The 14723-nt window shown below is 59.9% G+C and carries 14 protein-coding genes; 7 read left to right on the top strand and 7 right to left on the bottom strand.

Annotation, left to right across the window (positions count from 1 at the left end; genetic code table 11):
• Positions 1-3 precede the first annotated feature (3 nt).
• Genes HU739_RS18095 through HU739_RS18085 form a run of 3 tightly spaced genes read left to right on the top strand, consistent with a single transcriptional unit; the run spans position 4 to position 1768 of the window.
• Positions 4-627 (top strand): FMN-binding negative transcriptional regulator, encoded by a 624-nt coding sequence (locus HU739_RS18095; RefSeq protein WP_186546146.1) that lies wholly within the window; start codon positions 4-6, stop codon positions 625-627.
• Between the two features lie 12 nt (positions 628-639).
• Positions 640-1086, top strand: a complete 447-nt coding sequence (locus HU739_RS18090) for a GNAT family N-acetyltransferase (protein WP_186546147.1) — start codon at positions 640-642, stop codon at positions 1084-1086.
• A gap of 10 nt (positions 1087-1096) precedes the next feature.
• Positions 1097-1768, top strand: coding sequence for a GNAT family N-acetyltransferase (locus HU739_RS18085; RefSeq protein WP_186546148.1), 672 nt, complete (start codon positions 1097-1099; stop codon positions 1766-1768).
• Positions 1769-1893: 125 nt separating this feature from the next.
• On the opposite strand, the gene HU739_RS18080 is transcribed toward HU739_RS18085, so the two are convergent.
• Positions 1894-2796, bottom strand: coding sequence for a homocysteine S-methyltransferase family protein (locus HU739_RS18080; RefSeq protein ID WP_186546149.1), 903 nt, complete (start codon positions 2794-2796; stop codon positions 1894-1896).
• Positions 2797-2909: 113 nt separating this feature from the next.
• Here HU739_RS18080 and HU739_RS18075 point away from each other — a divergent pair, with 113 nt between their 5' ends.
• Complete coding sequence (locus HU739_RS18075; RefSeq protein WP_186546150.1) at positions 2910-3731, top strand: ABC transporter substrate-binding protein; 822 nt, start codon at positions 2910-2912, stop codon at positions 3729-3731.
• Entirely contained in the window at positions 3728-4564 is an 837-nt protein-coding gene (locus HU739_RS18070) for an amino acid ABC transporter permease (protein WP_186546151.1), read from the top strand. The genes HU739_RS18075 and HU739_RS18070 overlap by 4 nt, the downstream gene beginning before the upstream one ends.
• A 15-nt stretch (positions 4565-4579) precedes the next feature.
• Here the strand turns inward: HU739_RS18070 and HU739_RS18065 are convergent, their stop codons facing one another.
• Both HU739_RS18065 and HU739_RS18060 read right to left on the bottom strand, forming a co-directional pair.
• Positions 4580-4858: a helix-turn-helix domain-containing protein gene (locus tag HU739_RS18065; RefSeq protein ID WP_186546152.1), complete on the bottom strand. Its 279-nt coding sequence runs from the start codon at positions 4856-4858 to the stop codon at positions 4580-4582.
• Positions 4855-6204, bottom strand: coding sequence for a HipA domain-containing protein (locus HU739_RS18060; RefSeq protein WP_186546153.1), 1350 nt, complete (start codon positions 6202-6204; stop codon positions 4855-4857). Before HU739_RS18060 ends, HU739_RS18065 begins: the two co-directional genes overlap by 4 nt.
• A gap of 363 nt (positions 6205-6567) precedes the next feature.
• Here HU739_RS18060 and HU739_RS18055 point away from each other — a divergent pair, with 363 nt between their 5' ends.
• Positions 6568-8757, top strand: a complete 2190-nt coding sequence (locus tag HU739_RS18055; RefSeq protein WP_186546154.1) for an autotransporter outer membrane beta-barrel domain-containing protein — start codon at positions 6568-6570, stop codon at positions 8755-8757.
• A gap of 197 nt (positions 8758-8954) precedes the next feature.
• On the opposite strand, the gene oadA is transcribed toward HU739_RS18055, so the two are convergent.
• Positions 8955-10763, bottom strand: a complete 1809-nt coding sequence (gene oadA / locus HU739_RS18050) for a sodium-extruding oxaloacetate decarboxylase subunit alpha (protein ID WP_186546155.1) — start codon at positions 10761-10763, stop codon at positions 8955-8957.
• 11 nt (positions 10764-10774) lie between these two features.
• Positions 10775-12190, bottom strand: a complete 1416-nt coding sequence (locus HU739_RS18045; protein ID WP_186546156.1) for an acetyl-CoA carboxylase biotin carboxylase subunit — start codon at positions 12188-12190, stop codon at positions 10775-10777.
• A gap of 189 nt (positions 12191-12379) precedes the next feature.
• Here HU739_RS18045 and HU739_RS18040 point away from each other — a divergent pair, with 189 nt between their 5' ends.
• Complete coding sequence (locus HU739_RS18040; protein ID WP_186546157.1) at positions 12380-13342, top strand: LysR family transcriptional regulator; 963 nt, start codon at positions 12380-12382, stop codon at positions 13340-13342.
• Here HU739_RS18040 and HU739_RS18035 read toward each other — a convergent pair.
• Both HU739_RS18035 and hexR read right to left on the bottom strand, forming a co-directional pair.
• Entirely contained in the window at positions 13284-13487 is a 204-nt protein-coding gene (locus HU739_RS18035; protein WP_186546158.1) for a PA3496 family putative envelope integrity protein, read from the bottom strand. The genes HU739_RS18040 and HU739_RS18035 overlap by 59 nt on opposite strands.
• A gap of 242 nt (positions 13488-13729) precedes the next feature.
• Positions 13730-14596 (bottom strand): transcriptional regulator HexR, encoded by an 867-nt coding sequence (hexR, locus tag HU739_RS18030; protein ID WP_007962240.1) that lies wholly within the window; start codon positions 14594-14596, stop codon positions 13730-13732.
• Positions 14597-14723 lie beyond the last annotated feature (127 nt).

Raw genomic sequence — 14723 nt, 5'->3', positions numbered from 1 at the left:
CTCATGTACACGCCACGCGCCTTTGCCATCGAAGAGTTGTCCCAACTGCACGAACTGATCCTCGCCACGCGCCTGGCCATTCTGGTCAGCCACGGCGAAAACGGTCTGCAAGCCAGCCATGTGCCGGTACTGCTGCATTGCGAGCAAGGCGAGTACGGCACGCTGTACGGGCATCTGGCCAAGGCCAATCCGCAGTGGAAAGACCTGCGTGACGGCGCCGAGGCGATGCTGATTTTTGCTGGCCCCGACGCCTACGTCAGCCCCGGCTTCTACCCGAGCAAGGCCGAGCACGGCAAAGTCGTGCCGACCTGGAATTATGTCGCCGTGCATGCCTATGGCCACGCCGAAACCTTCAGCGACGGCGGGCGCCTGCTCGACATCGTCAGCACTTTGACCGATCGCCATGAAGCGGGCCGCGCTCAGCCCTGGTCAGTCGACGACGCGCCGGCCGATTACATTGACGGGATGCTCAAAGCCATCGTCGGTTTCGCCATCCCCATCGACCGTCTCGAGGGCAAGCGCAAGCTCAGCCAGAACCGCAGCGCCGCCGACATTGCCGGCGTGCGTGATGGCCTCGCCGCCAGCCCGGACGCCCACGATCAAACCCTCGCCCGCTTGATGCGCTAAGGAAAAATCACCATGACCCGGATCGACATTCGCACGGTCAGTGCCGCTGATCACGCCGCGTGGCTGCCGCTGTGGCAGGCCTACCTGCGCTTCTACAACACCGACCTGCCGGAGGCCGTCAGCGAGAGTACCTGGCAGCGCTTTCTAGACCCGACCGAACCAACGCATGCGGCGCTGGCCTGGGCCGATGGCAGGGCGCTGGGCATGGTGCATTACATTTATCACCGCTCGAACTGGAGCATCGAAAACTCCTGCTATCTGCAGGATTTGCTGGTGGTCCCCGAGTCGCGTGGCACCGGAGTCGGTCGTCTGCTGATCGAACATGTCTATGCGACCGCCAAGGCTGATGGTTGCTGCAAAGTCCATTGGCTGACGCACGAAACCAACGCCACGGCGATCCAGCTCTACGAGCGCATCGCTGAACGCCCGGGCTTCATTCAGTTTCGCAAAGCCCTTTAAGGAGATGCGCATGACCGCTTCACTCGCTGACTGGAAAGGCGTACCCGCCCCTTCCGCCACCCTGCTCGAGGGCCGCTTCATTCGTCTGGAAAAACTCGATCCGGCGCGTCATGCCGACGAACTGTACGCCGCCCTCGAAGGCCCCGGCGCTGATCCGAAACTCTGGGATTATCTGCCTTACGGCCCGTTCGCGCAGCGCAGTGCGTTCAACGCCTGGCTGAACAACCACGCGGCCAACAGCGACCCGTATTTTTTCAGCGTCATCGACAACGCTACGGGTCAGGTGCAGGGCATTCTCAGCCTGATGTCGATTGTCCCGGCGCAGGGCCGTATCGAAATCGGCCACGTCACCTTCGGCGCACCGATGCAGCGTTCACCCAAAAGTACCGAGGCGGTGTATTTGTTGGCCAAGTACGCGTTCGAACTCGGCTACCGTCGGCTGGAATGGAAGTGCAACAACGGCAACGCCCGCTCCCGATACGCCGCCGAGCGTCTGGGCTTCAGCTTCGAAGGCGTGTTCCGTCAGCACATGGTGGTCAAGGGACAGAACCGTGATACGGCGTGGTTTTCGATGCTGGATTCGGAGTGGCCGGCGATCGGCGCAGGGTTTGAGCGTTGGCTGTCAGAGGCGAATCAGACCACGTCGGGGCAACTGAAAACCTTGGCCGATTGCCGTAGCTGAATCTGACAATACCTCACTGTGGGAGCGGGCTTGCTCGCGAAAGCGATGTGTCAGTCACTGCAAACACTGACTGAGCAGCCGCCTTCGCGAGCAAGCCCGCTCCCACATTTCGGATTTGTATTTGCTCAGCTACCGAGTTTTTGCGCCAGCACCGCAATATGTTCCGGCCCGATCCCGCAGCAGCCGCCCAGATGGCTGGCGCCGCGCTGTTGCCAGTCCAGCGCCCAGTGCAGATAACCCGGCGGATCGAGATCATCGCGCAACGGATCGAGTCCGTCGTTGGCCGTGGCTTCCTTGGGCTGTGGTGGAAAGGCGTTGGCGTAAGCGCCAATATTGATAGCCACCCCAAGACGCTGGAAAGTGTCGCGCGCCGCATCAATCGCCGCACCAATCACTTCCGGCTGGCTGCAATTGAACAGCAGCGTCTGCACACCCAGTTCCGCCGCCGCAGCAGCCGCTTCGACCACAGGCTCACCGGAGCGCAAGCGCGGCACTTCATCGGTGTCTTCATCTTTGAGGGTGAACGACAGCCAGAATGGCTTGCCATCCTTCGGCAGACCGGCGTGGATGGCGCGCGCCTCGACGATGGAACTCTGGGTCTCCGCCAGCCATAGATCGACGTGGGGAGCCAGCCCCTGGACCAGCGGCGTCAGCAGCTCGGTCACGCGATCCGCTTCGAACAGGTCCGGACGGTACGAGCCAAACAGCGGCGGCAACGAGCCGGCCACTCGCACGGCTTTGCCCGACGCCTGCACCGCACGCTGCGCCAGCTCCCCGGCCAGCGCCGCCAGCGCCTGGCCTTCAGCGGCAAATCGTGCCTCGCCAATGTGAAACGGCACCACCGCATAGCTGTTGCTGGTGATCACGTTGGCACCACTGGCGATGTAGGCGGCATGCACGGCCTCGACCGCTTGCGGCGCCTCGCTCAGTGCCAATGCCGACCACTCGGGCTGGCGGAACGGCGCACCCGCGCGTTGCAACTCTCGGCCCATGCCGCCATCAAGAATGACCGTTTCTGCTGCGCCCATATGCTTTTCACTCATATGCTTATGAAAATAACTCACTATCAGAGTCGTTCTTATAACTATTTAATACGCACCACTCGGTTAATAACAACCTCTTTTTTCAACAGGGATCGACTGTGAAATTCCAACCGCTATTGGCCCTGGGCCTGACGATACTGGCCGCCTCTACCCAAGCCTTCGGCGGCGCGACGCTGGATCGCATCGAGGCGAAAAAAGAGCTGGTCGGCGTGCTGATGGAAAGCTATCCGCCGTTCTCGTTTCTCAACGAGCAGAATCAGCTCGACGGCTTCGACGTCGACGTGGCGAAAGCCGTGGCTGACAAACTCGGGGTCAAGTTGCGCCTTGAAACACCGTCCTGGGACGTGATTGCCGCCGGCCGCTGGAGCGGGCGCTACGACATCTGCATTTGCTCGATGACCCCGAGCAAGGCCCGCGCCGAAGTGTTCGACTTCCCCGTCGAGTACTACGCCTCGCCAGCGGTGATCGTGGTCAACGCCAAGGATGAGCGCATTCACAGCGCCAAAGACCTGAGCGGCAAGAAAGTCGGCCTGACCAGCGCCTCCAGCTATGAAAGCTATCTGAACAAGAACCTGGTCATCGAAGGCGCCGAGGACACGCAACTGCAATATCCGTTCGAGGATGTGCAGATCGCGCCTTACGACACCGACAACGTCGCCTTCCAGGACCTCGGCCTGGGCGCCGGGGTGCGGCTGGATGCGATCCTCACCAATCTGGTCACCGCGCAGCCGCGTCTGAACCAGGACTCACGCTTCAAACTGGCCGGCGAATCGCTGTACTCCGAGCCAAACTCGGTGGCCATCGAAAAAGGTGATCCACAGTGGGACGGCAAAGTGCGCGAGGTGTTTGCCCAGCTCAAACAGGACGGCACGCTGAGCAAGCTTTCGCAGAAATGGATCGGCGCCGATATCAGCCGATGACTTCTTTTCCGCCCCCGCCACAGCCACCGCAACCGGTGGCTGAGTCACGCCTGCAACGGCTGTTCGGCTTTCGCACCCGGCTGTACCTGACCTGGTTCGCGCTGTTCTGCCTGTTTGCCGGATTTTTTCTGAGCTTCGATCTGAAGTTTGCGATCATCCTCGACAAGCTGCCCAATCTTGTCGGTCTTAAACTGGCGCCTAATGGCTTTCTGCAAGGCGCAGCGCTGACGCTGTTCCTGTGTGCCTGCTCAATTATCGCTTCGTCACTGCTGGGCTTCGTCACCGCTCTGGCGCGTCTGTCGAACAGCGCCGTGGCGTTCGGCATCGCCAGTTTCTACACCTCGTTCTTTCGCGGCACGCCGTTGCTGATCCAGATCCTGCTGATCTACCTCGGCCTGCCGCAACTGGGCATCGTGCCCGGCGCGATTGTCGCCGGCATCATTGCCCTGTCACTGAACTACGGCGCCTACCTGAGCGAAATCTTCCGCGCCGGCATCGTTGGCGTGGACCACGGCCAACGCGAAGCGTCGCTGGCGCTGGGCCTGCGTGAAAGTGTGATCTTCTGGCGCATCACCCTGCCCCAGGCCATGCGCACTATCATTCCCCCCACCACCAACCAGTTCATCTCGATGCTCAAGGACTCCTCGCTGATCTCGGTGATGGGCGTCTGGGAAGTGATGTTTCTCGCACAATCGTATGGCCGTTCGAGCTATCGCTACATCGAGATGCTGACCACCGCGGCGATCATCTACTGGCTGATGTCGATCGGGCTGGAACTCATCCAGGCGCGGATGGAGCGGCACTACGGCAAGGCGTATGTGCGGCGCAGCTGAGGGCGGCGACGCGGTTCAAAGGTTGTCCCGGCGAATCCGCACAACGCCCATTTTCATGCCGAATGGGCGGAACACGGCGTTCAGTGATTTCAGGGTCTGATTGCCTTCGCCGTGTTCGATATGTACCAGGGTGCGGACAGAGATCTTGCACATCCTCGCGAACTGGGTCTGATGCAAACCAGTGACTTCCACGCGCAAGCGGCGCACGGCGTCACCGATTTCCAAGGTACCTTGGGCCAGCGATTCCTGAATGCTTTCGATGAGCGCCGTGCGCTCGAGGACGGTCAGGCTCATTGCAGGTCCCACTCTTTCAAACGTTGCTCGAGGTTTTTCAGATGAATGCCCGGGTGGTTCATGGTTCTGGCGGGCAAACCGCTGGCCGCGAGAATATCCGGCAGCGCGGCCAGACGTCGGGCATCCGCGCGTAATTCATCGAACAGCTCCGAGGCATCAAGTACTGCCAAAGGTTCGTCCGGATCTGCGCTATCGGCCAATATGCGACAGACACCTCGCCAATCGACATCTCCCGCCCGCTCCAGCTCTTTTGGCCATTTGGTCGTACGGGTCACACCTTCGTCATCCATGACCATCGGGGCCAAGTCGTAAATCGGTGCCAGTTGAAATGCGTTCTCCCGACGGATGATCGCCGTGTTACGGCCGTGGTTATCCGAGTTTCCGAGGATCTTGTTGATCAGATCCCGGCGAAGGTAATCCGCGACCAGAGCAGGAATCTGGCTGGCCTGCCCCGCTTGGCGCCAGAACCCGGCGAGCATGCGGATGACTTCCAGATGATTCATGGCGCTGCCTGGCGTCGTCACTCCCGCCAGGGAGTAAATCGATTCGACGGCATACCGGCTGACTGCGCCGTCCTTAACTTCTCGATCAAAACGCTGCATCCACAAACTCGGTTTGTTCGCCTCTTCCAAGGCAAGGCCTTCTGCCGCGACCGTTTCGATTCCCAATATCTGCAACGCTTTGTAGTAATGGAATTCACTGCGCAGGATGTCCTGATCGGTCTGCCCCCCCTTGTTTCTGGCAAATTTCACGAACCAGTGCTGTTGGACGTCAACGTCATCCAGCACTGCATCCGGATACAGAAGACCGGCATGGTTCTGCGCCAATAAAAGTTTCGGAGCTTCACCGCCCGCTCCTGTCGCGCCACCAATGGCCGCACCCTGCTCGTAGGCGTATTCAAGAAAGCGGTTGTCGCGGTGGATAACCTCCGCGCGCTTGAATCCGATCGGCCTTCTTTCATCGACTGCTTCTGCCGATTCCTTGATTCGCATGTTGCCAATGGGAGCCGGTGTGCGGCGGCCCAGCAGAAACAGATCGGGGCTGATCTCAGCGGGTCTTTCCTGGCCTAAGCGAGCGAGCAGAAATCGCTTGGCTGCGCCTGCCGGAGCGATGTCATGTACAAAGGCTGGCGTTTTCGAGCGCTGACCATCCCAATCCAGAGGATAGAGGGCGCTCACGGCTTTGGAAAAAGGCGACCCGATGGATTCAATGTTATTCAACAGATAGCCCGCCTCGTAACCGAAACTGCAGCGGCTTTCGAAGCCTTTTTCAGGATCATCGAAGTTGAGAACCATCGCGTCCTGCCAATACCCGGCGGTGAAAATCTGTAGCGTCAGCTTATGCATGTCGGTCCAATGTGCATTTTAATGCGCGTCAAGGAGGAAAAATCTTCAATAGATGCAATATAGTGCATTCAAGCAGCTTCATGTGCGGGTGAATCTGCAACAAAATGCAGATAACCACTTGAGCGCTTCAGCATGCGTAAAACGATGCAGCACTTGGTCATGTGCTATAGGCGACCACTGCGGTAATGAACGGCTGTAGGAAAAAGAACAGGCGCCGCGGCGCAAAAGCTTTGTTTGCGAAATCCAGTGAGGATTTACTACAGAATGATCCGACGTCGGCTGCATGGCTACGGGAAGCGGCCGACAGCGCTTTTTGTGGTGCATCAATAGAGTTGGGGCCTCCATACAAGGAGGTTGAACTCGATGACCGCTCAATACGTATTCGCACCAAAACACTTGGCTCTGGCTATTTCGCTGGCAATGGGTTGCGTAGCACTGGCCAACGCCGAGCAATCCGCTGAAGGCACCGAGCCGCCCCCAAGCGTGGACGCGACCGAGGTGCCGGAAACAAGCCCTAAAGAAAAAGCCGTGCAACGACTTCAGGGCTTTCTCAGCGACGCGAGCACGGTCCCCATCACCTTCACAGCACCGGAAACCGCTTTCAACGGTACCGACGTCAACGACCTGATCATTCTCAAGGACGGCGCCAGCTTCACTGGCCGGCTGGATGGGGGTAAGGGCGATAACGTGCTGCTCCTGGATGCTGCGAACGGCGGCACGCTGAGCGACACGCGCAACTTCAATGGACTATTCATCGCCCAGGGCGACTGGACGCTGAGCCCAAAAGGTAGTTTTCAGGAAGGCGTGCTGGTAAACAGCGGCGCAGCCCTGACCAACCTTGGAAGCATCAAGGGTCATGTTTATGTCCAGAAGGGCGGCGGCTTCGCAGGTAAAGGCACAGTGGGAAATCTTGAGGTCGACGGGTTGCTCACCGTCAATGAAGCCCTCGGCAGTCCGCGAGTGAAAGGCAATCTGCATTTGTCCCCCACTGCCGAACTGGCTTACGAGGTTACTCCCGGCGGCGCTCAGACTATCAAGGTCGATGGCACCGCCCAGCTGGAAGGCGCCACCCTGAAAATCGTTGCAGCTCCCGGTGAATATCCACAAAGCAGCCAATACAAAATCATTGAAGCGCGCGAGGTGAAAGGCCAGTTCGGCAGGATCGAGAACGATCTGGCGTTCATGACCGCCACAGCCCAGTACAACAAGAAATCCGTCGGACTGACTTACGCTCGCAACGAGGTAGAGCTGCCGAGCGTTGCCACCACAGACAACGGCCGGGCAATTGCCGAAAGCATTATCGAAGCGCCGACAGCCCCTCTATCGCCGTCGCCATCAGCATCGGCACTGCCATCCGCGATACCGGCATCAGCGGTTGCATCGACCCCCGCTGCAGGTCCGGTGGCATCTTCATCAACCGCCCCTCTGCCCTCGCCAATGCTTGACGAGACTGTCACCGCACAAATTGACGAGGCGCCCGAACAGCCAATCGTCGAGCTTGCGAAACCCGCTAACGCAGCCGTCGCTGCATTGCTGACCAGCGATAAAACCACTGCTCCCATTGCGCTGGAACAACTCGCCGCCGGCAGCAACGCCAACCTCGCCAAAGCCACGCTGAACAGCATCATGCCGGTCAGTGCGAGCATGCTCTCGGCGATGCGGCAACTGGACAACCGTTCCGGCGCAACTTACGGCTCGCGCAGCTCACCTCGCCAAGCGGCGGGCGGCGAAGATTCCGGTCGGGTCTGGATTCAGGCGCTGGGTCATGGCGGCAACGTTGATCGCAACGTCGACACCACTCTCAAGCACGCCACCCAAGGCCTGGTCATGGGCGCCGACTGGCGACTCGACGAGCAATGGCATGTCGGCCTGCTCGGCGGCAAATCACAGACGCAGCTCGATGCCCGTCAATACGATGGTGATCTCGACAGCTGGCATCTCGGCGCCTACGCCGTGCGCCAGGACGGCCCGTTGTCTCTGCGCCTCGGCGCCACCTACGCCCGCCATGACGGCAGCAGCACACGGCGGGTCGCCTTCAAGGGCTTCAGTGATCGCCTCAAAGGCAACTACGACGCCACTACTCAACAGGCGTTTGCCGAGGCCGGGTTCAATCTGGGCCGCGACCATCTGACCCTCGAGCCTTTCGCCAGCCTGGGTTATCAGCGCTATCAGCGCGACACCTACAGCGAAAAGGGCGGCGACGCGGCGCTGAAAGTCTACGGGCAGACCCGTGACAATTTCAGCAGCACCTTCGGCCTGCGGGTTGCGAAGATCAATTCGCTGGATAACGGCATGCACCTGACTCCACGGCTGAGCGCGGGCTGGAAACACACCTTCGGCGAGATCGAAAGCGATACCCGCCAGCAACTGCTCAAGGGCGGCAAGCGTTTCGAGGTGGCCGGTGCCGCGCTGGATCGAAACAGTCTGTCCATGGAGGCGGGGCTGGATCTCGGACTGTCGGCGGCGCACACCCTCGGTGTAGGGTTAACCGGCGAAATGGGCAATGACAGCCGAACGTATGGCGTGGCGGGTCAGTGGCGCATGGCGTTCTGACAGAACGCGTTACTGTGTAGGAGCGAGCCTGCTCGCGATAGCGGTATATCAGACGATAAATCATTGACTGACACGACCCCATCGCGAGCAGGCTCACTCCTACAAGGGGATCTGCGTAATAGCGGCAAAATCGCAGGCAAAAAAAAGGGGAGCACATGCTCCCCCGAGGTTTAAAGCGTTGGATCGCGGCGGTTATCTCAGCCTTCGATCTCGATGAGAATTTCGCCCGGATTGACCCGGTCACCCTTGGCCACATGGATCGCGGCGACCTTGCCGGCAATGGCGGCCTGGACTTCGGTTTCCATCTTCATGGCTTCAGTGATCAACACAGCCTGGCCAGCCTTGACGGTGTCACCCTCCTTGACCAGCACATCGACGATGTTGCCCGGCATGGTGGTGCTGACGTGGCCCGGTGCCGAAGCCTGTTTGCGTTTGCTGCTGCCCCCGCCGACAAATTCGTTGAGTGGCTCGAACACCACTTCTTCCGGCATGCCGTCGATGGACAGATAGAAGTGACGCTTGCCTTCGGCCTTGACGCCGACACCGGTGATGTCGACGCGGTAGGTTTCGCCGTGGACGTCGATGACGAACTCGGTCGGCACGCCTTCACCGCCCACCGAGGCGACCGCGCCCGCTTCCGGAATCGGCAGCAGCACTTCGGGCGTAAGGGTGCCGGCAGCGCGCTCTTCGAGGAACTTGCGGCCGATGTCGGGGAACATGGCGAAGGTCAGCACGTCTTCCTCGGACTTGGCCAGTGCACCGATGTCGGCACGCAGCTTGGTCATTTCCGGTTTGAGCAGGTCCGCCGGACGCACGTCGATGACGTCTTCGCTGCCGATCGCCTGACGGCGCAGCTTCTCGTTGACCACGCCCGGCGCCTTGCCGTAGCCGCCCTGCAAATAGAGCTTCACTTCGTTGGTGATGGTCTTGTACCGCTCACCGGCCAGCACGTTGAAGAACGCCTGGGTGCCGACAATCTGCGACGTCGGGGTCACCAGCGGCGGGAAGCCGAGGTCTTCACGCACCCGCGGGATCTCCGCGAGCACTTCGGCCATGCGGTTCAGTGCGCCCTGTTCTTTCAACTGGTTGGCGAGGTTGGAGATCATCCCGCCCGGCACCTGGTTGACTTGCACGCGGGTATCGACGGCAGTGAACTCGCTTTCGAACTGATGGTACTTCTTGCGCACCGCATAGAAGTACAGACCGATTTCCTGCAGCAGTTCCAGATTGAGACCGGTGTCGTACTCGGTGCCCTTGAGCGCGGCGACCATCGATTCGGTGCCCGGATGGCTGGTGCCGGAAGCGAAGCTGGAGATTGCGGTGTCGATGTGATCGGCACCGTTTTCGATCGCTTTAAGCTGACACATTGCCGCCAGGCCAGCGGTGTCGTGGGAGTGGATGAACACTGGCAGCGACTGTTCGGCTTTCAACGCGCGCACCAGTTCACCGGTGGCGTATGGCGTCAGCAAGCCGGCCATGTCCTTGATCGCCACCGAATCGCAACCCATGGATTCCATTTGCCTGGCCTGCGCCACGAAGGCATCGATGGTGTGCACCGGGCTGGTGGTGTAAGCGATGGTGCCTTGCGCATGTTTGCCGGCCGCCTTCACCGCTTCGATGGCGACACGCAGGTTACGCACATCGTTCATGGCATCGAAGATGCGGAATACATCGATGCCATTGACCGCAGCCTTGGCGACGAAGGCCTTGACCACGTCGTCGCTGTAATGGCGATAACCGAGCAGGTTCTGCCCGCGCAGCAGCATCTGCAGGCGTGTGTTGGGCAGCGCCGCACGCAGTTGGCGCAGACGCTCCCACGGGTCTTCCTTGAGGAAGCGCACGCAGGCGTCGAACGTCGCGCCGCCCCAGCATTCCAGCGACCAGTAGCCGACCTTGTCGAGCTTGTCGCAGATCGGCAGCATGTCTTCGGTGCGCATGCGGGTGGCGAGCAGCGATTGGTGGGCGTCGCGCAGGATGGTGTCTGTTACGAAGATCTTCTTGCTCATTCGGGTATTCCTCACAGGCCTGCGTGGGCGGCGATGGCGGCGGCGATGGCCAGGGCCAGCTCTTCGGGTTTGCGCTTGATCGAGTAGTTGGTCAGTTCCGGGTGGCTTTCAACGAAGCTGGTGTTGAACTGGCCGCTGCGGAATTCCGGGTTGCGCAGGATTTCCTGGTAATACGCGGCGGTGGTTTTCACACCTTGCAGACGCATGTCGTCGAGGGCGCGCAGGCCACGGTCCATCGCTTCTTCCCAGGTCAGTGCCCAGACCACCAGCTTCAGGCACATCGAGTCGTAGAACGGCGGAATGGTGTAGCCGGTATAGATTGCCGTGTCGGTGCGCACGCCCGGACCGCCGGGAGCGTAGTAGCGGGTAATCTTGCCGAAGCTTGGCAGGAAATTGTTCTTCGGATCCTCCGCATTGATGCGGAATTGCAACGCGAAACCACGGTGCTGGATGTCTTCCTGCTTGACCGACAGCGGCAAGCCGGAGGCGATGCGGATCTGCTCGCGGACGATGTCGATGCCGGTGATTTCTTCGGTGATGGTGTGTTCCACCTGCACCCGCGTGTTCATCTCCATGAAGTACACCTCGCCCTCGGCGAGCAGGAACTCCACGGTACCGGCATTTTCGTATCCCACCGCCTTGGCCGCCCGCACCGACAGGTCACCGATATAGGCGCGCTGTTCCGGAGTCAGTTGCGGACTCGGTGCGATTTCAATGAGCTTCTGGTTGCGCCGCTGGATCGAGCAGTCACGCTCGAACAGGTGCACGACGTTGCCGAAGCTGTCGCCGAGAATCTGCGCTTCGATGTGCTTGGGATTGACGATGCATTTTTCCAGAAAGACTTCCGCCGAACCGAAAGCCTTGGTGGCCTCGGAAATCACTCGGGGAAAGTTCTGTTCGAGTTCTTCGCGACTGTTGCAGCGGCGAATACCACGGCCGCCGCCACCGGAAGTGGCCTTGAGCATCACCGGGTAACCGATGCGGTCGCCTTCGATCAGTGCCTCCTCGATACCGGCAACGTTGCCTTCGGTACCAGGCGTCACCGGTACGCCGGCCTTGATCATGCTGCGGCGCGCTTCGGTTTTGTCGCCCATGCGCCGGATGACTTCCGCCGACGGGCCGATGAATTTGATACCACGCTCGGCGCAGATTTCCGCCAATTCGGCGTTCTCGGAGAGGAAACCGTAGCCGGGGTGCAGCGCATCGCAGCCGGTTTCCACCGCCAGATTCACCAGCTTGCGCGGGTTCAGGTAGCCAGCCAGTGGCTCGGCACCGACACTGTGGGCCTCGTCCGCACGCTTCACATGCAAGGCATGGCGATCAGCGTCGGAGAAAATCGCCACCGAGCGAATGCCCATTTCGGCGCAGGCTCGTACGATTCGTACGGCAATCTCACCACGGTTGGCGATCAGGATCTTTTTTATCACTTGGAGGTTCCCTTGAGCCGGTGGCACCACGACCTGCTAGAGCAGGTCGACGCGTGACCAAATGTTTCAATTCAGTCGCAGGCCCACACTAGCGCTCACAAGGGATTAACAAAAATGAATAAAAATTGGGTCAGGCATAAGTAAACACTTATAGTTGAAGCATCCGCTTGTGCCCAGAGCCAGAATAAAATGCGTAAGTCATTGATGCGTATGACGTTGCGTCAGTTGCAGATCTTCAATGAAGTGTGCGATTTGCGCTCTTACAGCCGCGCCGCCGAAGAAATGTCGTTGACCCAACCGGCCGTCAGCCTACAGATTCGTCAGCTCGAAGAGCTGATCGGCCAGCCATTGTTCGATTATGTCGGCAAAAAACTCTACATGACCGAGGCCGCCGAAGCCCTTCAGCGCGCCAGTCGTGACATCTTCGGGCGGCTGGAAAACCTCGATATGCAGCTGTCGGATATGCAGGGCTCGCTACAGGGTCAGCTGAAACTGGCGGTGGAATCCAGCGCCAAATACTTCGTGCCGCACCTGTTCGCCGCTTTCAAGCGCCAGCATCCGGAAGTGAACCTGCAACTGACCGTGGTCAACCGTGGCCAGGTGATCCGGCGCCTGTCGGACAACCGCGACGATCTGGTGATCATGTCGATGGTGCCGCAGGACATGGGCCTGGAGTTCTTGCCATTTCTCAACAACCCGATTGTCGCCGTGGCCCGTCCGGATCACCCGTTGGCACATCTGGGGCCGCTGCGTCTACAGGACCTTGAGCCCTACACGCTGTTGATCCGCGAATCTGGCTCAGGCACGCGACTGGCGTGCGAAGAGTATTTCAAGGAAAAGCGCGTGCATTTCACCCAGACCCAGGAAGTGGCCTCGGCCGAAGCTCAGCGCGAATGCGTACTGGCGGGTCTGGGCCTGGCGCTGTTGACGCGCCACGCCCTGAACCTGGAGCTGGCGACCGGCGGGCTGGTCGAGCTGCCGGTCGAAGAGTTGCCACTGCTGCGCAGTTGGTGCCTGGTGCAGGCCAAAGCCAAACGGCTGTCACCGGTGGCGCACGCCTTCCTGGCGTTTATCCGCAGCGAGCGCACGCAGATCAGCGCGTTGGTTGAGCGTTTCGACGGGAAGCTGCGGGCGCTGCCTGCCAATGAGTGATCTCGGGGAAATCGCCGATTTCAGCCTGAAGCTGGCGAAGTTCGAAGCGATCCTCAATCGCGCGGCGAAATTCCATGCGGCGCTGGTCTTCCTGCTGACGGCGGGTTTTCGCGGCGCTGTTGCGTTCTTCGTAGGGCTGAGCCATTTCGAGTCTCCCAAGGCGATGACGGGAGTTTCAGGATAGGCAGACAGGATGACGGTTTGGCTGCGCCGGGGTTACAGACTGATGAAAGTTTCGCAAATGTGCGGTGTGGTTGAGGACGCCTTCGCGAGCAGGCTCGCTCCCACATTTGATCTCGACATGATATGGAAATTTGTGTTCACAGGGAGATCCCCTGTGGGAGCGAGCCTGCTCGCGATCAAGGTCGGAACGACCTTGTGATGACATCAGTCATCCAAGGCTTTCACGGCTTTGGGCGACAAGCGCAAACTGCGCAAACTGCGTTTCACACTCTTGAGGTGATTGACCAGACTCGGCCCACGCGCCATGGCCACGCCCATTGCCAACACGTCGATCACCACCAGGTGGGCAATCCGCGAAGTCAGCGGCGTATAGATCTCGGTGTCTTCGTGCACATCGATCGCCAGGTTCACGGTCGACAATTCCGCCAACGGCGTCTGGCTCGGGCAAAGGGTGATCAACGACGCTCCGCTTTCACGCACCAGATTGGCGGTAATCAGCAAATCCTTGGAGCGCCCCGACTGGGAAATACAGATCGCCACATCGGTCGGCTTCAAGGTCACGGCCGACATCGCCTGCATGTGCGGATCGGAATACGCCGCCGCTGTCAGCAGCAAGCGGAAGAACTTGTGCTGCGCATCCGCCGCCACCGCACCCGAGGCACCAAATCCATAGAATTCGACCCGCTGGGCCTGGGACATCAGCGTTACCGCACGCTGCAGCTCCACCGGATCGAGCTTCTCGCGAACCTCCATCAAGGTGTGCAGCGTGGTGTCGAAAATCTTCAGGCTGTAATCGGCGACAGAGTCGTCTTCGTGGATCGCGAACTGGCCGAAGCTGGCCCCGGCCGCGAGGCTTTGCGCCAGTTTCAGTTTCAGATCCTGAAAGCCCGAGCAACCGATGGCGCGACAGAAACGCACGATGGTCGGCTCACTGATACCGACGCTGTGGGCCAGATCGGCCATGGAACTGTGCATCACGGCCGCAGGGTCAAGCAGCACGTGGTCGGCGACCTTGAGCTCCGACTTGCGTAACAGGTGACGTGACTGGGCGATGTGTTGCAGCAGATTCAAGGGGCTGGACTCTTCTTATGGGCAGGGATGTAGCACGCTTGTAGTTATACTACATGAATTGGCATTTTGCCTGCTCAATGCGTAACTCGATGTCCCCGAATCAGGCATGATCAAGTGCATGTAGCCC

It is taken from the genome of Pseudomonas hamedanensis, from assembly GCF_014268595.2.
Classification (GTDB): domain Bacteria; phylum Pseudomonadota; class Gammaproteobacteria; order Pseudomonadales; family Pseudomonadaceae; genus Aquipseudomonas; species Aquipseudomonas hamedanensis.
The sequence above is the reverse complement of the archived record's forward strand: the minus strand, read 5'-3'. Positions and strand labels throughout refer to the sequence as shown.

Excerpts from the sequence above, each read along its gene's own strand:
- HU739_RS18040 (WP_186546157.1), top strand. The coding sequence starts at position 12,380 with ATGCGTAAGTCATTGATGCGTATGACGTTGCGTCAGTTGCAGATCTTC.
- oadA (WP_186546155.1), bottom strand. The coding sequence starts at position 10,763 with ATGAGCAAGAAGATCTTCGTAACAGACACCATCCTGCGCGACGCCCAC.
- HU739_RS18080 (WP_186546149.1), bottom strand. The coding sequence starts at position 2,796 with ATGGGCGCAGCAGAAACGGTCATTCTTGATGGCGGCATGGGCCGAGAG.
- HU739_RS18055 (WP_186546154.1), top strand. The coding sequence starts at position 6,568 with ATGACCGCTCAATACGTATTCGCACCAAAACACTTGGCTCTGGCTATT.
- HU739_RS18090 (WP_186546147.1), top strand. The coding sequence starts at position 640 with ATGACCCGGATCGACATTCGCACGGTCAGTGCCGCTGATCACGCCGCG.
- HU739_RS18095 (WP_186546146.1), top strand. The coding sequence starts at position 4 with ATGTACACGCCACGCGCCTTTGCCATCGAAGAGTTGTCCCAACTGCAC.
- HU739_RS18035 (WP_186546158.1), bottom strand. The coding sequence starts at position 13,487 with ATGGCTCAGCCCTACGAAGAACGCAACAGCGCCGCGAAAACCCGCCGT.
- HU739_RS18085 (WP_186546148.1), top strand. The coding sequence starts at position 1,097 with ATGACCGCTTCACTCGCTGACTGGAAAGGCGTACCCGCCCCTTCCGCC.
- HU739_RS18070 (WP_186546151.1), top strand. The coding sequence starts at position 3,728 with ATGACTTCTTTTCCGCCCCCGCCACAGCCACCGCAACCGGTGGCTGAG.
- HU739_RS18065 (WP_186546152.1), bottom strand. The coding sequence starts at position 4,858 with ATGAGCCTGACCGTCCTCGAGCGCACGGCGCTCATCGAAAGCATTCAG.
- HU739_RS18060 (WP_186546153.1), bottom strand. The coding sequence starts at position 6,204 with ATGCATAAGCTGACGCTACAGATTTTCACCGCCGGGTATTGGCAGGAC.